An 18,689-nucleotide genomic window follows, 5' to 3' on the forward strand; every position below is an offset into this window, starting at 1 on the left:
TGCTCGGACTCGATCCGAGCATCCATTTCGTTTAAGTCTTTGAAATAAAGAACTTTTTCACTGCGTCACGTCGTGTGGCCCTGGATCCTCGGGTCAAGCCCGAGGATGACACAGAGGAGAGGGGCGTCAACGGGCTGGCAGCCGTCACCAATGCCCTCGCCGGTTGCTTCGCGCTCGTCATAATTCCCGCAGGTAAAGCGCAGGCTTCTGGCCCAGAAGGTGCCATGTGCCGAACAGGCCGATGGCGACGGTGACCACGATGGCGCCGCCAACGGTGGCAAGCGCGACCGGGGCCAGCAGCGCGAACGGCAGCATCATGATCTGTGTCAGCGCATACCAGGCGGCAGCCGAGCCGGCGACGAGCGCGAAGATGCCGGTCATGGCGCCGAGGATCAGATATTCATAGACGAAGGCGCGGATCAGGGCCGGGCGGGTGGCGCCGAGCGTCTTCATGATCACCGCGTCATGGCCGCGCCTGCGGTTTCCGGCCGCAAGCGCACCTGCCAGCACCATTACCGAGGCAATCAGCGCAATGGCGGCGGCTGCACGGATGGCGGTGGCAAGCTGGCCGACGAGTTCTCCGGCAATCTCCAAAGCAGCGCGCACCTCGATCGTGGTGACCGTCGGGAAGGTTCGGGTCACGGAGCCGAGAATTTCGGCGTTCTTTTCGGTGCTTCCGTCGGGATTGGTGAGCGTTGCCAGCCAGGCATGCGGCGCGCCGGCAAAGGTGTTGGGCGAAAACACCATGACGAAGTTGATCGACAGCGATTCCCATTCCACTGAGCGGAAGCTTGCGATCCTGGCCGTGATTTCGCGGCCGAGCACGCTGACGGTGACGGTGTCACCAAGCTTGAGGCCGAGTTCCTGCCCTTCATCGGCGGCAAAGGAGACCAACGGCTCGCCATCATAGTCTTCGGGCCACCATTCACCCTCGGCCAGCGTTGAATTCTCCGGCAGGTCGGCGTCATAGGTGATGCCGCGGTCGCCGCGCAGCACCCAGCGCGCTTCCGGCGGCGCTTCCCATTCGGATGCGCGTGTGTCGTTCAGCGCCAGAATACGCCCGCGCAGCATCGGCACCAGCGAGAGTTCGCCCTCCGGTGCTTCCTGTGTAATCAGATCGCGGAAACCGTCGACCTCGCTGCCCTGAATATCGACGAAGAAGAAGTCCGGCGCGCGCTCGGGAAGCGTTCGCGAGAGTTCGCGGTTGAGATTGCCGTCGATCAGCGCCAGTGCCACCAAGAGCGTCAGCCCGAGGCCAAGCGAAAGCACGACTGAACCGGTGAGCGCGCCGGGGCGATGGATATTGCCGATGGCAAGCCTGAGCGAGGGCGCGCGCGGATGCGGCGCCCGCCGCGCCAGCCATTTGATGGCGACGGCCACCAGTCGCAGCACCAGAAAGGCGCCGGCGACGGAGGCGAGAAAGACGCTTGCGACGAAACGCTCGTCTGCGGTGAAAATGGCAAGCGCGGCCAGAGCGGCCAGCGTGACGGCTGCCGCTGCCACGAAGGGCCATGCCGGCCGTCCGCCCTCATCAAAGCCGTGCTCGCGCAGAAGCGCTGTTGCCGGCACATCGCGGGCGGCGGCAAGCGGCAGGATGGCGAAGGCGATCGCGGTCAGAAGGCCGAACAGGGCCGCGATCAGTAGGGCCATGGGGAAGATTGCCGCAGGGATTGCGATCTCCAGCAGCGAAGACAGGAGAGGCAGGGCAATGAGCGGAATGACCGCGCCGAAGACGAGACCCGCCACAATGCCGATCAGGGCCACCAGCATGATCTGCAGAAAATAGATGGCGACGACCATATTGGCCGGCGCGCCAAGGCATTTGAAGGCTGCAATCGCTCGCCTGCGGCTTTCCAGATAGGCGCTGACCGCATTGGCGATGCCGACGCCGCCGGTAATCAGCGTTGCAAGACCGACAAGCGTCAGGAATTCCGAAAGCCGGTCGACATTTTCGCTCAGGGACGGTGCGGCGCGATCGCTGACGCGCACCGACCAGCCGGCGTCGGGAAAGGCTTCCTCGGCCGCCGTCTTGACCGCGTTCGGATCGGTAGTGGCGGGCAGGCGGACGCGATAGGCATATTCGGCAAGACTGCCGAGCTGCACGAGGCCGGACGCTTCAAGCGCGTCGCGGCCAATCAGAATGCGCGGCGCGAAGGCGAAGCCTTCGGAAAGAGAATCCGGCTCCTGTTCGAGCATGCCGGAAACCCTGAGTTCGGCGCTGCCAAGCAGCAGGCTGTCACCGACGGAAAGGCCGAGCCTGTCGACAAGAAGCGGGGCGACAAGCACGCCGTAGCGGCCGTCATCGCCTTCGCCCAGCGCATCTTCGAGCGGCATCGCCGGATCGGAAATCACGCTGCCATAGAGCGGATAAAGTCCGTCGACGGCCTTGACCTCGGCCAGTGACTGGTCGGAGCCATCGGGAAGCCTGGTCATCGAGCGCATCGTCACCGATTGCGACAGCGTGCCGAGGTCCTCGACATAGGCGAGTTCGTCGCCGGTCAAGGCTTCGTTGTCGCGCTCGAAGCGGATATCGGCGGCGAGGATTTCCCGGCCGCGCTCGGCAATGCCGGCATTGACGGCATCGGAGACGGAATTGACCGCGGCAATGGCTGCAACGCCCAGCGCAATGCAGGCAAGGAAGATGTAGAAGCCGGAAAGGCCGCCGCGCATTTCGCGCAGCGCAAATTTCAGGGCGAGCGAAAGGTTCAGCCGGTTTGCCTGCATCAGTTGGCGGCCCCGGTGGTCTCGTGACCGACGATTTCACCGGAACGGACATGGACTTGCCGGTCGCAGCGCGCGGCCAGCGCCGGGTCGTGGGTGACCAGCACCAGAGTGGTGCCGCTTTCGCGCTGGCGTTCGAACAGAAGATCGGCGATCTGGGTGCCAGTGTCGCCGTCGAGATTGCCGGTCGGCTCGTCGGCAATCAACACGGCCGGTTCCGGCGCAAGCGCGCGGGCAATGGCCACGCGCTGCTGCTCGCCGCCGGAAAGCTGGCCGGGATAATGCGTCATCCGGTGACCGAGGCCGACGCTCTCAAGGGCTGCCCTTGCGCGTTCAAACGCATCCGCGCGGCCGGCAAGTTCCAGCGGAATGGCGGTGTTTTCCAGCGCCGTCATGTTGGCGATCAGATGGAAGGACTGGAAGACGATGCCGATATTTTCGCCGCGAAAGGCGGCAAGCGCATCTTCCGAAAGCCCGGTGAGCGCGGTGCCGTCAATGGTGATTTCGCCGCTGTCGAGCCGTTCAAGTCCCGCGACCACCATCAGCAATGTCGATTTGCCTGAACCCGATGGTCCGAGAATGCCGACGGATTCGCCACGGCCGATTTCAACGGACATGCCTTTCAGCACATGGACGGCGGCGGAACCCTTGCCGAGGGTGAGGTGGGCATTGTCGAGGGTGATGAGATTTTCGGACAAATGATCTTCCTGCTTTGAAATCGGCGGCGGAGCAAACACATATAGGCAATACGGGCCGGCAAGCCGGATGGACCGGAAAACGCGATTGAGAAGGATTTAGGAGCCTGATGATGCGATTAAAAGCGACAGCGCCGATTGTTTTTACATTTCTTGCGGCGCTTGTGGCGGCTTCGCCATCAAAAGCGCGTGAACCGCTCGAGCTTGTCGTGCTCGGCGACAGCCTGGTCGCGGGGTACGAACTGGGGGCAGGGGAAGACTATCCGGCGCGGCTTGAAGCGGCGCTGACGGATGCCGGCTACGATGTCGAGATCGCCAATGCCGGGGTTTCCGGCGATACCACCAGCGGCGGTCTGGCGCGGGTCGACTGGTCGGTGCCCGACGGCACGGACGGCGTGATCCTCGAACTCGGCGCCAATGACGCGCTGCGCGGTATTGCCCCGCAGGAAGTGAAGAGCAACCTTTCCGCGATTATCGAAAGCCTTCAGGGGCGTGATATTCCGGTGATGCTGATGGGCATGATGGCGCCGCCGAACATGGGGCCGGATTATGCCGAAGCGTTCAATCCGATCTATGGCGCGCTGGCTGCGGAATTCGACGTTCCGCTTTATCCCTTCATTCTCGATGGTGTTGCCGCAAACGCCGCCCTGCAGCTTTCAGACGGCATGCATCCCAATGCCGGGGGGGTCGACAAGATGGTCGAAAACTCGCTGCCGTCAGTGGAGGCTTTCATCGATACAATCGGGGAGGACTGAAATTAACGCTTGCTTCAGTGCGGGTTAGATGATTCGCTGTAGGGGTCACTAGCAGATTCGGGGAGCTCGCCATGCCGAGAATTTTCACCGCCCTCGAAATCCCGCGCGAACAGGCGTTAAGTCTTTCGCTGTTGCGCGGCGGCCTGCCCGGGGCCCGCTGGATCGATGTGGAAAATTACCACATCACCTTGCGGTTCATCGGAGATGTCGACTTCCGCACCGCGGACGAAGTCGTCCACTGGCTCGACCGGATCGAGCGCCCCGCCTTTCAGCTCAGCCTTACCGGAACCGGCGCCTTCGGCAACAAGAAGCCGCATGCAATCTGGGCTGGCGTGTCCCCCGCGCCGGAGCTTTTTGCGCTGCAGGGCGAAATCGACAGGATCTGTCAGCGGCTGGGCCTGAGGGCCGATCCGCGCAAGTTCACCCCGCATGTCACGCTGGCGCGGCTGCGCGGGACAAAGGTGCAGGATGTGGTCGAATATCTTTCCGCCCGTGGCAATTTCCAGACATTGCCGTTTACCGTCGGGCGCTTCGTGCTGATGTCGTCGCGCGATTCAGTCGGCGGCGGCCCCTACCAGGTGGAAGAGGCCTTCGACCTTTACGATCCGAGCGACGCCTACAGTCTGGACAGCAGCGACTGGCAGCCGGCCAGGAGCATGTGGTAGACGGTTTCAAACCCGTCATCGCCGCCGTAATAGGGGTCCGGAACGTCCTGTTTCTTGCCGAGCGTATAGTCTGAAAACAGCGCGACTTCGGCTTTGGGATCGGCCCCGCCGAGACGTTTCAGTGCGGCCATATTGGCGCTGTCCATGCCGAGGATGAGTGAAAACCGGCTGAAATCTGCCGGTCTGATCTGGCGTGCACGCTGGCCGGAAATATCGAAGCCGTAGCGCTTCGCCGTGGCGCGTGAACGGGGATCGGGCAGTTCGCCCTCGTGCCAGTTGCCGATGCCGGCGGAATCGACTGTGAAGTCCCGGCTGCGACCAGCGCCCTGCGCAAGATGCGTGAACACGCCCTCGGCAAGCGGCGAACGGCAGATATTGCCGCTGCAGACGAAAAGAACGGAGTGGTTGTCAGGTTGTGCCATGATATTTACGCAATTTAGTGAAGTATCGTGATTTTGACGTTTGCGGAGACAATGCCATGAATGATGCCCGACTGGAACCTGAAGCGCTGCACGAAGCCATGCAATCGCATGCGGACTGGTCGGTAACGGAAGACGAGACCGCAATCTCCCGCGATTTCCGGTTTGCCGATTTTCGCGAGGCCTTCGCCTTCATGAGCGAATGCGCGCTGGCCGCCGAACGGCTCGATCATCACCCCGAGTGGAATAATGTCTATAACCGGGTCGGGGTTTCGCTCACCACCCATTCATCCGGTGGCATCAGCGCTCGCGATATCGAAATGGCCGGCATCATGGACAAGGCGGCAAGCCGGTTCGGCGTTTGAACATTGGCCGCTCTGACCTATATTTCGGAGCGAAGGAGCCGATCATGAGCGATATCAAATATGGCGACATCCTCGAGCCCGGCGACGAGGAAACCAGGGCCGAAAACGAACGTACCGTGCGCGAGGGTTTCTGGGGCAAGCTGCGCAAGACGGCTTCGCATATCCCGTTTGCGCGTGATGCGGTCGCTGCCTATTACTGTGCGACAGACAGTGAAACCCCGCTTGGTGCGCGGGCCGTGCTTTACGCAGCACTTGCCTATTTCGTCATGCCCGCCGATCTCATACCGGATATCTTCCTGTTTGTCGGCTTTACCGACGATCTGGCCGTGTTGACGGCGGCGTTGACGATGATCCGCAGAAATATGAGAATAGAGCATTATGACCGTGCAGATGCGGCATTGACGACGCTCGGGGACGAATGACACATCATTGCACGTCGTCTGCCGCAATCTTGCCGTGATTGGCGGCATTTGTCGTGCCACAACCAATCCGGCAGCGCAGACCGGGCGGTGACCGAAAATCCACACGGTGTTGAGATTTTGGTAACCTCGGTTGCGTATCTAGATGAACAAATTCGTAACGTATCGGTCTGGCCCTTTTTGAAGGGCAGGGGCCGGCGGCAGCAGAGAAAATCGGCAGGATCTTATGTTTGCAAAAAGAATCGCCCTCGTACTGGTCATTCTGTTCACCGGCGCCTCGATCGCTTCCGCGCAGACGCCGACTCCGATTCAGAAATTCGACGCCTGGGTCGCCTATTCCTACAATTCTGACGCCGGAAAGGTCTGCTATGTCCTTTCGGTGCCGGCCAAGAAGGAACCGGCAAATGTCGACCATGGCGACAATTTCTTCGTGGTCACCAAATATCCGGGGCAGAACGTATCGCTCGAACCGCAGGCGATGATGGGTTACAACCTGCGCGACGGTTCGACCATTGACGTCATCGTCGATGGCAAGAGCTTCCCGATGTACCACAAGGGCCGTGGTGGCTGGCTCGAAAACGCGGCGCAGGAGCCGGCGCTGGTTGCCGCCATGAAGGGTGGACGCACGATGGAAGTGAAGGCGACTTCGGCACGGGGCACCAACACCACCCACACCTATTCGCTGATCGGCATCACCGCAGCGCTCAACAAGATCAGTGCCTGCCAGTAACGGCAGTCCCGCTTTTGCAATCGACCCGGCTTCGGCCGGGTTTTTTGTTGCCGGTCATGTGGCGCGGGCGGGACAGCTATGTGGCGAAAGGGATGACGCCGGGCGACAACCGTGTTATAGGCTCGCCGCAAATGCTTGGTGTCGTGTTCATTCCGGCGCCGTTCAAGCCTGAAGAGCAAGTTCTTTTTTCTACATTGCAGGTGGCGTATCGCCGGGTCCCTGAAACGACAAGGGCCGGTGAAAGCGACGAATACCTGTAGTCCGCGTTTTTACGGGAGCCCGACAATGTCCGCTGTCGAAACCATCGATCTTGACGCCCAGCGTGCCAGACCCCGCCGCAAAACGGCAGTCGGGAACACGCTGATCGGTCTTTCCAAGCCGGAAATGGCCGAGGCGCTGTCATCGATCGGTGTGCCGGACAAGCAGATCCGCATGCGCGTCAACCAGATCTGGAACTGGCTTTATGTGCGCGGGATCTCCGACTTTGCCGAAATGACCAACATGGCGAAGGACTTGCGCGCGAAAATGGCGGAAGCCTTCGATATCGCGCGGCCGGAAATCGTTACCGAGCAGATTTCGACCGACGGGACCCGCAAATGGCTGTTGCGTTTTCCGGCCCATGGCGCGGGCCGTCCGGTGGAAATCGAGACGGTCTACATTCCCGAGGAAGATCGCGGCACGCTGTGTATTTCCAGCCAGGTTGGCTGCACGCTGACCTGTTCCTTCTGTCACACCGGCACGCAGCGCTTGGTGCGCAATCTGAGGCCCGAGGAAATTCTCGGCCAGCTCTTGGTTGCTCGCGACGCGCTCGGCGATTTTCCCAACCGCGATGCGCCCAACGGCGCCTTCATTCCCGAATCCGACCGCAAGGTCACCAATATCGTGATGATGGGCATGGGCGAGCCGCTTTACAATTTCGAGCATGTGAAGAAGGCGCTGCTGATTGCATCTGCCGAAGACGGTCTGTCGATGTCGAAGCGTCGCATCACGCTGTCGACGTCCGGCGTGGCCCCGGAAATCTATCGCACCGGCGAGGAGATCGGCTGCATGCTGGCGATTTCGCTGCATGCGGTGCGCGACGACCTGCGCAATATTCTGGTGCCGATCAACAAGAAGTACCCGCTGGAGCAGCTGATCAAAGCCTGCCGGGATTATCCGGGCCTTTCCAATGCGCGCCGGATCACGTTTGAGTATGTGATGCTCAAGGACGTCAATGACAGTCTCGAAGACGCGCGCGATCTGGTGAACCTGCTGAAGGGTATTCCGGCGAAAATCAACCTGATCCCGTTCAATCCCTGGCCGGGCTCCAACTACCAGTGTTCCGACTGGGAGACGATCGAACGCTTTGCCGATTTCATCAATCAGGCAGGCTACGCCTCGCCGATCCGCACCCCGCGCGGCCGCGATATTCTGGCGGCCTGCGGCCAGCTGAAGTCGGAATCAGAGCGGATGCGCAAGACCGAACGCATGGCCTACGAGGCGATGATGATCGCCAATCACGGCGATTGAGCGCGACTGGTCTTTCAAGCGCCTGTCTCGATGATGCTTTCAAGCGCGGTCTGGTGTCTGACCAGCCATGCGGCGCTGCGGGTTCGCCAGGTGACGCCCCAAAGCGCTGAAGCATCCCTTGTTTCCGGGGTCACCCCGGCTTCAATCGCTTCATTGGCCGCGTCGCGAATGGCAAAGTCACGCATCAGGCCGACAAAGCCTTTTCGGCGTGATGTGGCCAGCCCGTAACCATCGAGCAATGATCGCACCTGCCGGGCCCGTGTTTCGACAGGCCCCAGATGCAATGACCGGGCGAGGTCATCGTCGAATAGCAGGGCGTTTAGCCAGCATGCCTGGGCAAGCTCGATCATCGGATCGACAGGCCCGGCATTCTCCCAGTCGATCAGGGCAACCGGCAAGCCGTTGCGGGCGATGATGTTCCATGCGCCGGTATCGCAATGTCCCAACACGCCCGGGCGGCCCATTTCGCGCCCGAACCACGGCCGCCATTGGGCATTGTCCGGCGGGGTGAATGATGCGGTTGCCTCATGCAATCTGCGCAACATACGGCCGATAAGCGGCAGGGCCTCGTCCGTCCATGGATCGGGGTGAATGCTTTCGCCTTCGATGAAGGAAAGCATTTCCCGGCCGGTTTCGTCAAAACCGCCGCCAACGACATGCGGCGCGGCGTCAAACCCTTCGGATTCGAGATGCCGCAACAACGCCATCACCGTTTCGGATGACGGTTGCGATTGCCGGAAGACGATATTGCCTGCCTTCGAGACCGTGGACCTGCCGCCCACCAGCGACGTTTCGTTTTGGACCGTATCTTTTTCTGTCATCGCTGCAGGGTGATGCAGCGGCGTCAAAAGTCAACGTCGGTTACCGTAAAACCGGGAGGCGGGAACAGGGCATAGGCAGATCGGGTGGCTCGGACCGGTCGTCCGATTTTCTACCGCCCCTGCGTCAGCAAGATCTTCACCGCAAACAGCGAAAATACGCCGGCAAACAGGTAGTCGATGCCGCGCAGCACGCGTTTATGCGCCATCAGCCAGCCTGAAAGCCGATCTGCGGCGACAACGATGGCGATCGTCGGCAGGAGTGCGACGACGATGAAGGTGAAACCGAGGAACAGCAGTTTGCCGGTGACGTTCGGATCGCCCGCATCGACGAATTGCGGCAGAAAGGTCATGAAGAAGATGATGACTTTCGGGTTCAGGAGGTTGATCCAGAACCCGTTGGCAATTGCCGCCCTGAACCGATTGCGTTTGCGCTCGGTCCGGGCTTCCGCCTCCAGCACGAAATTATTGCCCTTTCGGATTGCCATTACGGCGATCCAGAACAGGTAGGCGGCGCCACCGGTTTTCAGGATCATGAAGGCGGTTGGCGAGGCGACGATCAGGGCGGAAACCCCGAAGGCGACAAGCATTGTGTGCACGCACAGGCCCAGATTGGTGCCGACCAGAACGGCAAGGCCGGCAGCCCGTCCCTCCTTCAGCGCCTTGTTGATCGAAAGCGTCATGTCGGGACCCGGGGTCAGCGCCAGAAGCAGCGTGGCCGCCGAAAAGGCCAACAGGACGGGAAGCGAGGGAATGATGTCCATGAAAGCTGCAGAACCCCGGAACGCGGGCAATACGTTCACTACTCAATATGATTGCCGTATAGGTGAACAATCTGTAATGAGGGTCGAACGGCTTTGCAACATTTTGCAACAGAGCCACGGTTCACCGATACGACTGAAGGACGTTTTCTTGCGCATTCTCGACGAAGCATTTTTCCCCGAACTGCCCGGTTATTACAAGGGCAAGGTGCGGGAGAACTACGACCTGCCGGACGGGCGCAGGATCATCATCACGACCGACCGTATCAGCGCTTTCGACCGGGTTCTGGCTTCCATTCCCCACAAAGGGGCAATTCTGACGCAGATTGCCCGCTTCTGGTTCGATGCCACCGCCGATATCGCCGACAATCACGTCGTCGCCTATCCGGATCCGAATGTCGTCGTCGGCAAGCGGCTGGACATTCTGCCGGTCGAGATCATCGTCCGCGGCTATCTGGCAGGTACGACCGATACCTCGGTATTGACCCGTTACAAGCGCGGTGAACGCAGGCTTTACGGCTTCGATTTTCCCGATGGTATGCGCGACAATGAAAAATTGCCCGAAGCGATCATCACGCCGACCAGCAAGGCTTTCGATGGCGGGCATGACGAGCCGCTGACGGCAGATGAGATTGTCGAGCGTGGTCTTTTGTGTCAGGCGCGTTGGGACGAGGTCTCGGAAAAGGCGCTGGCCTTGTTTGCGCGCGGTCAGGAGCTGGCGGCGCGGCAGGGGCTGATCCTTGCCGATACGAAATACGAGTTCGGGCTTGATCGTGAAGGCAATCTTCTGCTGGCCGATGAAATCCATACGCCGGATTCGAGCCGCTACTGGATGGCCGAAAGCTATCAGGCCCGGTTTGAGGCCGGCGAACGGCCTGAAAGCTTCGACAAGGATTTTATCCGGTCGTGGGTGGTGGCGCGGTGCGACCCCTATTCGGATCCAATTCCGGAAATCCCGCAGGATGTGATCGAAGCGGCTTCGGGCGTCTATGCCCGGGCGTTCGAGATGATCACCGGCAAACGCTTCGTTCCCGATGAAAGCGGCGACAGCGTGAAGGACCGCGTGCGCGCCAACCTTGCGGCCTATTATCCGGAGGCGCATTGGGGAGGGGAGTGATGCGTAAACCAAGGCGATCGGCCGAAGAAACACGGGAGGCGATCCTTGAGACATCGGAACGTCTGTTTCGTGCAAGCGGTTACAGTGCGGTTTCGATAGCGGATATTGCCGGCGAACTCGGCATGTCGCCGGCGAATGTGTTCAAGCATTTCCGCAGCAAGCTCACGCTCGGGCGCGCGATTGCCTATCGCCATGCCCGCCGCATTGCCGAGCGCTGTTCCGTCGAGGATCCGAGCGATCCGCCGGACACGCGTCTGGTCGTCTTTCTGTCCCGGCTTGCGCGCGAGCACCTTCACGACAAGCGGGAAAACCAGTATCTTTTCGAAATGATCCCGCTGGTGCTGGAGGATCCTTCCAAGGGCGGCCGGATTTACCGCCGCCTTGTTGAAGACAAGCTTTCGTCACTGATCGCAGAGGGAATGGAGGCCGGGATCTACGGCGCAGGGGACCCCGCGCTCGATGCATCGGCCATCGTCGACATGCTGGGATGCGTGCTCAACCCGCGGATGATTGCCTGTGCCGTGCCCGCAACACTGGTTGATAAAACGCAATTAATTGTTGGATTAATTGACGGCGGATTGAAAAATCGCGTTGTAAAGTGACGTTATCTGCGATACGTCACCAAAACGAATTCGTCATCTGGCGAGCTTTCGCAGCCTGTTTCGGTACGCAAGATATTGAGTTTCTGTGCGATCGGGATTGTGTTAAGAAAGTGCCCATTGTTTGATCTTACTTTCTGGATAGGTGCCCATGCTGTCGCGCAAGCTTCCGATTGCCGTTGTTAGTGTTCTTGCAGTTGCGCTCGGCGCGTGCAGTGATGACGGTAAGCAACAACAGGGCGGGGCACAGATGCCGCCGCCCCAGGTCGGCGTTATTACACTTGAAAAGCAGACGGTGCCGATCACCACGACGCTTCCGGCACGTGCGGTGGCCTATCGTTCCGCCGAAGTCCGTCCTCAGGTTACTGGTATCATTACCGAAAAGGCCTTCAAGGATGGCGCTTTCGTGAAGGCTGGCGACCTGCTTTATCAGATCGAGCAGGATACTTACGAAGCCAATCTCGCGCAGGCTCAGGCTTCGCTCGACAAGGCGAATGCCACGGTGCCGGGCCTTGAGGCCAACTACGAACGCTACAAGCGGATCGTCAATCAGGGCGCTACCGAAATTCAGCTGACCGACGCCCAGACCTCCTACGAACAGGCGCTGGCCGACGTCGAATCAGCCAAGGCAGCGGTCAAGACGGCCGAGATCAATCTCGGCCATACCGACATTACCGCTCCGTTTGACGGTGTTCTGGGGGTTTCCAATATTTCGATCGGTAACCTGGCTTCGCCGTCGTCCTCTTCGGCACTGGTCAGTCTCAATCAGCTCGATCCGATCTATGTCGACATGTATGAATCTGCTGCGCAGGTTCTGAGCGCGTCGGGCAAATATCCGGACTTCAAGAGCGAGCAGGACCTTTCCGGCGTCAAGGTTGTCGTCGAGCTTGACGATGGCAGCGACTATTCGGTTGCCGGTCATCTCGACGTTTCCGAACGGACGGTGAATGAATCGACCGGCACGGTCAATCTGCGTGCCGTCTTCGACAATCCCGACAATGTTCTGCTGCCTGGCATGTTCGTGCGCGCCACGCTGACGGTTGCCGAGGAAGAAGGCTTCCTCATTCCGCAGCTCGCCGCCCAGATCGAGGCCGGCGGCAAGGTCTCCGCCATGTTTGTGACCAGCGACAACAAGATCGAGACGCGGATTTTCCAGAATGTGAAAGTTTCCAACAACGCCTGGCTGGTCACCGACAAGGTCTCCGATGGTGATCGTCTCATCGTCGATGGCTTCCAGCGTCTGGTCGGCGGCGTTACCGACGTCACGCCCGTACCGGTGAAGATCAATGAAGAGGGCGTTGTCGTTGATGCGGATTCCGGCTCGAGCGCTTCGTCCGGCTCAAGCTCCGGCGGCGATGCATCGGGTTCATCGGCATCTGGCGGAAACGGTTGAGCGTGAAGGTGTTCAGGCTCCGGAACCCAAGCGCTCGAGGAATATTGAATGGCTAATTTCTTTATCAACAGACCGGTTTTCGCCTGGGTGATCGCCATCGTGATCATGCTGATCGGCGGTCTCGGCATCTCGCAGCTGCCGATCTCCCAGTATCCGCAGATCGCGCCGACGACGATCTCGATGACGGCAACCTTCCCCGGCGCCAGTGCGCGAACGGTCGAAACGACGGTGACGAACGTTATCGAGGACGGTCTTTCCGGCTTCGACGACATGCTCTACCTGACGTCGACGTCCAGCCCCGGTATGGCTCAGATTTCGGTGATCTTCGGACCGAGCATCGATCCGGAAATCGCCCAGGTCGAGGTGCAGAACAAGCTGCAACTGGTGCAGCCGCAGCTGCCGGATATTGTTCGCAATCTCGGTATTACGGTCAATCGTTCGTCGTCGAGCTTCCTGATGGTGGTGGCGCTGACGGACAAGAACAACAATTATTCGCCGGCCGATCTCGGCAACATCATCGACAGTAATATCAACGATTCCATTTCCAGACTTGACGGTGTCGGCAGCGTTCAGGGCTTCTATACGCCCTATGCAATGCGCGTCTGGCTCGATCCCTACAAACTCAATCAGTACAATCTGACGGTTTCCGACGTTTCCAACGCCATTCAGGCGCAGAACCAGCAGGTTGCTGTTGGTGATGTCGGCGACAATCCTTCACTGAAGGGGCAGCAGCTCTCCATCACCGCCGTTTCTTCCAGCCAGCTGGAAAACGTCAAGGAGTTCGAGGACATCATCCTGCGGACCACCGAAAACGGTGCGACGGTGACAATCTCGGATGTCGGGCGGGTTGAACTGGGTCAGCGTTACTATCAGTTCAGCACATTCTATAACGGCTCTCCGGCCGCCGGTTTTGCGATCGAGCTTGCCAATGGTGCCAACGCGGTTCAGACGTCGGAGCGCGTAACCGACTTCATGGACACCATCAGGCCGACCCTGCCGGAAGGTGTCGAGATCATCTATCCGTATGATACGACGCCGTTCGTGGAACTGTCGATCGAACAGGTTGTGCATACGCTGTTCGAAGCGATCGTGCTCGTCTTCTTCGTTCTGTTGATCTTCCTGCAAAACCTTCGGGCGACGCTGATCGCCACCCTTGTGGTGCCGGTCGTTCTGTTGGGCGCATTCGGTGTTCTGGCCTTTGCCGGGTTCTCGATCAACACGCTGACCATGTTCGCGATGGTGTTGGCGATCGGTCTTCTGGTGGACGACGCCATCGTCGTGGTGGAGAACGTCGAACGCATCATGCATGAGGACGGATTGCCGCCGAAGGAAGCCACCCAGAAATCGATGGGTGAAATCTCCGGCGCGCTGATCGGTATCGTGATGGTGCTGACGGCCGTGTTCATTCCGATGGCCTTCATCGGCGGTTCCACCGGTATCATCTATCGCCAGTTCTCGATCTCGATCGTTGCTGCGATGGTCCTGTCGGTGCTGGTCGCGATGATCTTCACGCCGGCACTGTGCGCCACCATGCTGAAACCCGTGGATCCGACCAAGAAGGATCGCGGTCTGTCCGGCATGTTCAACCGCGGCTTCAACAGCCTGACTGATGGCTACATTCGGGCCGTCAGCTTCCTGTTGAAGGTTCCGATCATCGTCTTTGCGGTGTTCGCTGTTCTGCTGTTCGGTGTTTATCACTACTTCGTGCAGCTTCCTGCATCGTTCCTGCCGGATGAGGATCAGGGCTCGCTGTTCGTACTCGTCAATCTGCCGACAGGTGCGACGACGGACCGTACGCAAGCCGTTACCACGCAGGTCGAGAATTATTTCCGTAACGATGAATCCGATGCCGTCGAGGCCGTGTTCAGCGTGCTGGGCTTCTCGTTTGCCGGGCAGGGGCAGAACTATGCCATGGCCTTCGTTCAGATGAAGCCGTTCGAAGACCGGACGGCGGAAAGCCTGACGGCAGCAGCGGTCACCCAGCGTGCCAACGGTTATTTCTACACGCATGTTCGCGATGCTCAGGTTTATGTTGTTCAGCCGCCGGCAATTCCGGGTCTTGGTCAGTCGACCGGCTGGACCGGCTTTGTGGTCGACAGCGGCAACCAGGGGCAGGCGGCAACTCTTGCCACCACACAGCGCATCATTCAGCAGATGAACACTGGCGGTATCGCCGCCCAGGTTCGTACCGATACGCTGCCGAACGAAACCCAGATGCTGATCGATATCGATGAGCAGCGGGCCGGTGCCTATGGCGTCAGCATTGCGGAAGCCACCGGTATGCTGTCCACGATCTATGCGGGCACGAACATCAATAACTTCACTTTGAACGACAAGGTGAAGAAGGTTTACGTGCAGGGCGATGCGCCCTACCGCATGCAGCCCGAGGATATCTACAAGTGGTATGCCCGCAATTCGAGCGGTGGAATGGTGCCGTTCTCGGCCTTCACCGATATCGACTGGACAACCGGTGCCCCGTCGCTGTCGCATTATAACGGCAACACCGCGGTCGATATTCAGGGCTCGACCAATCAGGGCTTCAGCTCTGGTGAGGCCATGAACCAGTTGATCTCGCAGGTCGAATCTTCACCCGGCGGCTTTACGGTGGCCTGGACGGATATGTCGCTGCAGCAGGTGATTTCCGGTAACGAAGCCGCCTACCTCTATCTGGTGTCGATTGTGTTCGTGTTCCTGTGCCTTGCCGCGCTCTATGAAAGCTGGAGTATTCCGTTCTCGGTCATTCTGGCAGTGCCGGTGGGTATCCTTGGTGCGGTTGTTGCGGCCAATCTCGATGGTCAGTCCAACGACATCTACTTCAAGGTGGGGCTGCTGACGACCATGGGGCTTGCGGCAAAGAACGCGATCCTGATCGTCGAGTTTGCCCGCGAGCAAAGCGACAAGGGTGATTCGCTCTTTGATGCGGCAGTCCACGCGGCCCGCATGCGTCTGAGACCGATCATCATGACCTCGCTTGCCTTCATCCTCGGCGTGACGCCGCTGGTGCTGGCAACCGGTGCGGGGTCTGCCGCGCAGAACGCCATCGGTATTGCCGTGTTCGGCGGCATGCTGGCGGCAACGACACTGGGCATCTTCTTCGTGCCGTCCTTCTTCGTCGCCGTTTGCCGGGTTATGGGCATCGGCAAGAAGGAAGACAAATCGGCAGAAGAGCAACAGATCGTTTAAAACAAAATTAACGATATTGCGCCGGCCTCGTGCCGGCGTCTAAAACAGTAAGGGTAGGCCGTCCCGTTCGGACGTGCCGAGATGACAGGATTGAGACCATGGTGTTGAGCCGCGTTACCCCCGTACCGCTTCTGTTGCTCCTGCTGGCCGGCTGCGCTGTCGGCCCGGACTACGTGGCGCCGGAAACGGCATTGCCGGACAAGTTTTCCGAAGGCAGCAGCCAGAGCGTGGGCGATGTCACGGAAGTTGCCTGGTGGAAGAGTTTTAATGACCCGCTGCTGAACTCCTATGTCGATGCCGGCATGGCGCAGAACCTTTCGGTTCTTCAGGCGCTCGAGGCGATCGTTCAGGCGGAAGCCAATGTCGTCACCTCGACGGCAGGCGGTTATCCGCAGGTCAATCTGCAGGGTTACGATACCGGCGCGGGGGCCGGCGGTGACGGCGCGTCGCCTCAGGCCCGCAAGACCTCGAATACCTTCGGCGGATCGGTTCCGATTTCCTGGGTTCTCGATCTCTTCGGTCTTTATCAGCGTTCGGGGGAAGCGGCGGTGGCCCAGCTTGACGCTGCCTATGCCAGCGCCGATGTCGCCAAGCTGACGCTCATCTCCAGCCTGATCGATGCCTATATCAATGCACGGCTTTATCAGGAACGCCTGACGATCGCCCGTTCCAATCTCAAAAGCCGCCGTGAAACCTTCCGCCTGACCCAGTTCCAGCTTGATGCCGGTGCGGCCTCGCGGCTTGACGTCGTGCAGTCGGAAGGTCTCGTCAACGCGCAGCTTTCCAGTATTCCGCAGCTTGAAGCATCCTATCGTCAGCAGGTCTACGCACTGTCCACGCTGATGGGCCTGCCGGCAGCAACGCTGATCGACCAGATGAACAAGGTGAAGCCGATCCCGGTGACCCATGCGCGTCTGTCCTCCGGCGTGCCGGCCGATCTGATCCGCAACCGTCCGGATATCCGCGAAGCCGAGCGTAATCTTGCTGCCGCAACGGCCAATATCGGGGTTGCCGAAGCGCAGCTTTACCCGACGATTTCGCTCAGCGGCACGTTGCAGGCAAGCGTCACCGACAGCTCTCTTGGAAATGCGGGGCAGACGTCATGGTCGTTCGGCCCGACGCTCAGCCTGCCGATTTTCGACGGTGGCGCCCTGCGCGCCAACCTTTCGAGCGCCGAATCGCAGGCCCGCCAGGCCTATCTCACCTGGAAACAGACGGTTCTCAACGCCGTTCAGGAAGTGGAATCGGCACTCGCCGTCGTCACCCGCGACGGGCGGACCGTTTCCGCATTGCGGGCAACGGTTGCCTCCTACCGCGACGCTCTGGAACTTTCGACCTCGAGCTATCGTGACGGTGCAACCTCGTTGCTGGACGTTCTTGATGCCCAGCGCGCCGTGTCGGATGCCGAGGCGAGCCTTGCCGATGCGATTGCGCAGCAGGCGGGCGATTTCGTCGCGCTCAATGTCGCGATCGGCGGTGGTTACGCCGCGCAATAAGGGCTAGCCCTTCCCGAATTTGTCTTTCCAGCTTTGAAGCGCTCCCCTTTGCGGGAGCGTTTCTGCTTCATAGACACCACGCGCGATGGACCGCGCCATCGTGCGCGTGGCTTCAAGGCAGATTTCTGCAAAGGCAAGATCGTCGGGGGCCGGCTTTTCGCCGGTCGCTGCAGACAGCACCGTATCGCCATCAAACGGCAGATGGGCCGGATGGATCGCCCGGGCAAAGCCGTCATGCGCCATGACCGCCAGGCGGTAGGCCTGCTGTTTGGTCAAGCGGGCATCGGTGACGATAACGCCGAGCGTGGTCGCCGTGGTTGGCCCGCCCTTGATCCTCAACTTCGTGGCGTCTTTCGAAATGGCGCCCGGGTGCCCAAGTCCCCCGAATTCGCCATTGTCCTCCAGTGGAGCTGCCCAGAAGTGCGGCCCGTCACCGATGGTCACGCTCCCCATAGCGTTGACCGCGGCAAGCGCGCCGATCCGAAAGCCGTCAACCGTCTCGGCGCTGGCCGAACCAAGCCCGCCCTTCAGATTGACGGTCGTCGCACCCGTCCCCGCGCCGATCGTCCCGAGGGGAAAGGCGCCATGGGTTGTTGCCCGATAGGCGTCGTAGCCGAGCTTGAGGTAGGGGGCATGCAACCCCCAGTCCTTGTCGCCGCCGTTCAGCAGGTCCATCAGGATCGCTCCGGGAACAATCGGAATGCGGGCTGATCCAAGCGCCAGTCCACGACCGTCGGCACGAAGACCGGATTGCACACCGCCGGCGGCGTCGAGCCCGAAGGCAGAGCCGCCCGACAGCACAAACGCATCGACAGTCTCAACGCTGCGGGCGGGATCAAGCAGCAGCTGGTCGCGACTGCCGGGGGCACCGCCAAGCGAGAGCCCCGAGGCAATAACCGGCCGGTCGAAGACAATCGCCGTCACCCCGGAGGCCAGTTGACGGTCCTGCGCATGGCCGACGCTGATGCCGGAAATATCGGTAATGAGATTATGCATGATCGGCTCCGTATGGCTTCCGCCCGTGATACCAGCAATTCGCGTCCA

17 protein-coding genes and 1 pseudogene are annotated in these 18,689 nt (G+C 60.2%); 12 read left to right on the plus strand and 6 right to left on the minus strand.

Features of this window, described 5'->3' with window-relative positions:
- Window positions 1–177: 177 nt before the first annotated feature.
- Together ACHZCU_RS11235 and ACHZCU_RS11240 are read right to left on the minus strand one after the other, a co-directional pair.
- Window positions 178–2,724: an ABC transporter permease gene (locus tag ACHZCU_RS11235; protein WP_319518848.1), complete on the minus strand. Its 2,547-nt coding sequence runs from the start codon at window positions 2,722–2,724 to the stop codon at window positions 178–180.
- Window positions 2,724–3,419 carry an ABC transporter ATP-binding protein gene (locus ACHZCU_RS11240; RefSeq protein WP_319518849.1) on the minus strand — a complete coding sequence of 232 codons (696 nt, stop codon included), beginning with the start codon at window positions 3,417–3,419 and terminating at the stop codon, window positions 2,724–2,726. The genes ACHZCU_RS11235 and ACHZCU_RS11240 overlap by 1 nt, the downstream gene beginning before the upstream one ends.
- A 110-nt stretch (window positions 3,420–3,529) precedes the next feature.
- On the opposite strand from ACHZCU_RS11240, the gene ACHZCU_RS11245 reads away from it, so the two are divergent.
- Both ACHZCU_RS11245 and thpR read left to right on the plus strand, forming a co-directional pair.
- Window positions 3,530–4,171, plus strand: coding sequence for an arylesterase (locus ACHZCU_RS11245; protein WP_319519784.1), 642 nt, complete (start codon window positions 3,530–3,532; stop codon window positions 4,169–4,171).
- Between the two features lie 71 nt (window positions 4,172–4,242).
- Window positions 4,243–4,836, plus strand: a complete 594-nt coding sequence (thpR, locus tag ACHZCU_RS11250; RefSeq protein ID WP_319518850.1) for an RNA 2',3'-cyclic phosphodiesterase — start codon at window positions 4,243–4,245, stop codon at window positions 4,834–4,836.
- Here thpR and ACHZCU_RS11255 read toward each other — a convergent pair.
- Complete coding sequence (locus ACHZCU_RS11255) at window positions 4,788–5,258, minus strand: low molecular weight protein-tyrosine-phosphatase (protein WP_319518851.1); 471 nt, start codon at window positions 5,256–5,258, stop codon at window positions 4,788–4,790. The two genes, thpR and ACHZCU_RS11255, sit on opposite strands and share 49 nt — an antisense overlap.
- A 56-nt stretch (window positions 5,259–5,314) precedes the next feature.
- Here ACHZCU_RS11255 and ACHZCU_RS11260 point away from each other — a divergent pair, with 56 nt between their 5' ends.
- From ACHZCU_RS11260 to rlmN, 5 genes and pseudogenes are all read left to right on the plus strand, one after another.
- The gene (locus ACHZCU_RS11260; RefSeq protein WP_106312033.1) at window positions 5,315–5,620 is read left to right on the plus strand and encodes a 4a-hydroxytetrahydrobiopterin dehydratase; all 306 of its coding nucleotides are present in this window, start codon (window positions 5,315–5,317) and stop codon (window positions 5,618–5,620) included.
- Between the two features lie 44 nt (window positions 5,621–5,664).
- Complete coding sequence (locus ACHZCU_RS11265; protein WP_106312132.1) at window positions 5,665–6,042, plus strand: YkvA family protein; 378 nt, start codon at window positions 5,665–5,667, stop codon at window positions 6,040–6,042.
- Between the two features lie 223 nt (window positions 6,043–6,265).
- A complete protein-coding gene (locus tag ACHZCU_RS11270; protein WP_106312030.1) occupies window positions 6,266–6,769 on the plus strand; it encodes an invasion associated locus B family protein in 504 nt (167 codons plus the stop codon).
- A gap of 80 nt (window positions 6,770–6,849) precedes the next feature.
- Window positions 6,850–7,029, plus strand: coding sequence for a hypothetical protein (locus tag ACHZCU_RS11275; RefSeq protein ID WP_319518852.1), 180 nt, complete (start codon window positions 6,850–6,852; stop codon window positions 7,027–7,029).
- A 97-nt stretch (window positions 7,030–7,126) separates the two neighbouring features.
- A pseudogene (rlmN, locus tag ACHZCU_RS11280) lies at window positions 7,127–8,278 on the plus strand (23S rRNA (adenine(2503)-C(2))-methyltransferase RlmN); the annotation flags it as partial.
- A 14-nt stretch (window positions 8,279–8,292) separates the two neighbouring features.
- Here rlmN and ACHZCU_RS11285 read toward each other — a convergent pair.
- The gene (locus ACHZCU_RS11285; protein ID WP_319518853.1) at window positions 8,293–9,060 is read right to left on the minus strand and encodes a phosphotransferase; all 768 of its coding nucleotides are present in this window, start codon (window positions 9,058–9,060) and stop codon (window positions 8,293–8,295) included.
- Between the two features lie 149 nt (window positions 9,061–9,209).
- Window positions 9,210–9,860 carry a LysE family translocator gene (locus ACHZCU_RS11290; RefSeq protein ID WP_319518854.1) on the minus strand — a complete coding sequence of 217 codons (651 nt, stop codon included), beginning with the start codon at window positions 9,858–9,860 and terminating at the stop codon, window positions 9,210–9,212.
- Window positions 9,861–10,008: 148 nt separating this feature from the next.
- On the opposite strand from ACHZCU_RS11290, the gene ACHZCU_RS11295 reads away from it, so the two are divergent.
- The 5 genes from ACHZCU_RS11295 to ACHZCU_RS11315 all read left to right on the plus strand — a co-directional run bounded on the left by ACHZCU_RS11295 (window position 10,009) and on the right by ACHZCU_RS11315 (window position 17,645).
- On the plus strand, window positions 10,009–10,974 hold the full coding sequence (locus tag ACHZCU_RS11295; RefSeq protein WP_319518855.1) for a phosphoribosylaminoimidazolesuccinocarboxamide synthase: 966 nt from the start codon (window positions 10,009–10,011) through the stop codon (window positions 10,972–10,974).
- Window positions 10,974–11,576: a TetR family transcriptional regulator gene (locus ACHZCU_RS11300; RefSeq protein ID WP_106312015.1), complete on the plus strand. Its 603-nt coding sequence runs from the start codon at window positions 10,974–10,976 to the stop codon at window positions 11,574–11,576. The genes ACHZCU_RS11295 and ACHZCU_RS11300 overlap by 1 nt, the downstream gene beginning before the upstream one ends.
- 148 nt (window positions 11,577–11,724) lie before the next feature.
- Window positions 11,725–12,966 (plus strand): efflux RND transporter periplasmic adaptor subunit, encoded by a 1,242-nt coding sequence (locus tag ACHZCU_RS11305; protein WP_319518856.1) that lies wholly within the window; start codon window positions 11,725–11,727, stop codon window positions 12,964–12,966.
- A 48-nt stretch (window positions 12,967–13,014) separates the two neighbouring features.
- Entirely contained in the window at window positions 13,015–16,149 is a 3,135-nt protein-coding gene (locus ACHZCU_RS11310; RefSeq protein WP_106312009.1) for an efflux RND transporter permease subunit, read from the plus strand.
- A gap of 98 nt (window positions 16,150–16,247) precedes the next feature.
- Window positions 16,248–17,645, plus strand: a complete 1,398-nt coding sequence (locus tag ACHZCU_RS11315) for an efflux transporter outer membrane subunit (RefSeq protein ID WP_319518857.1) — start codon at window positions 16,248–16,250, stop codon at window positions 17,643–17,645.
- A gap of 3 nt (window positions 17,646–17,648) precedes the next feature.
- Here the strand turns inward: ACHZCU_RS11315 and ACHZCU_RS11320 are convergent, their stop codons facing one another.
- The gene (locus tag ACHZCU_RS11320) at window positions 17,649–18,641 is read right to left on the minus strand and encodes a P1 family peptidase (protein WP_319518858.1); all 993 of its coding nucleotides are present in this window, start codon (window positions 18,639–18,641) and stop codon (window positions 17,649–17,651) included.
- Between the last annotated feature and the right edge of the window lie 48 nt (window positions 18,642–18,689).

Source organism: uncultured Martelella sp. (assembly GCF_963677965.2).
Lineage (GTDB): Bacteria > Pseudomonadota > Alphaproteobacteria > Rhizobiales > Rhizobiaceae > Martelella > Martelella mangrovi.

Coding starts and splice junctions, on each gene's coding strand:
- ACHZCU_RS11235 (WP_319518848.1), bottom strand. CDS start 2,724: ATGCAGGCAAACCGGCTGAACCTTTCGCTCGCCCTGAAATTTGCGCTG.
- ACHZCU_RS11245 (WP_319519784.1), top strand. CDS start 3,530: ATGCGATTAAAAGCGACAGCGCCGATTGTTTTTACATTTCTTGCGGCG.
- thpR (WP_319518850.1), top strand. CDS start 4,243: ATGCCGAGAATTTTCACCGCCCTCGAAATCCCGCGCGAACAGGCGTTA.
- ACHZCU_RS11255 (WP_319518851.1), bottom strand. CDS start 5,258: ATGGCACAACCTGACAACCACTCCGTTCTTTTCGTCTGCAGCGGCAAT.
- ACHZCU_RS11260 (WP_106312033.1), top strand. CDS start 5,315: ATGAATGATGCCCGACTGGAACCTGAAGCGCTGCACGAAGCCATGCAA.
- ACHZCU_RS11265 (WP_106312132.1), top strand. CDS start 5,665: ATGAGCGATATCAAATATGGCGACATCCTCGAGCCCGGCGACGAGGAA.
- ACHZCU_RS11270 (WP_106312030.1), top strand. CDS start 6,266: ATGTTTGCAAAAAGAATCGCCCTCGTACTGGTCATTCTGTTCACCGGC.
- ACHZCU_RS11290 (WP_319518854.1), bottom strand. CDS start 9,860: ATGGACATCATTCCCTCGCTTCCCGTCCTGTTGGCCTTTTCGGCGGCC.
- ACHZCU_RS11300 (WP_106312015.1), top strand. CDS start 10,974: ATGCGTAAACCAAGGCGATCGGCCGAAGAAACACGGGAGGCGATCCTT.
- ACHZCU_RS11305 (WP_319518856.1), top strand. CDS start 11,725: ATGCTGTCGCGCAAGCTTCCGATTGCCGTTGTTAGTGTTCTTGCAGTT.
- ACHZCU_RS11310 (WP_106312009.1), top strand. CDS start 13,015: ATGGCTAATTTCTTTATCAACAGACCGGTTTTCGCCTGGGTGATCGCC.
- ACHZCU_RS11315 (WP_319518857.1), top strand. CDS start 16,248: ATGGTGTTGAGCCGCGTTACCCCCGTACCGCTTCTGTTGCTCCTGCTG.
- ACHZCU_RS11320 (WP_319518858.1), bottom strand. CDS start 18,641: ATGCATAATCTCATTACCGATATTTCCGGCATCAGCGTCGGCCATGCG.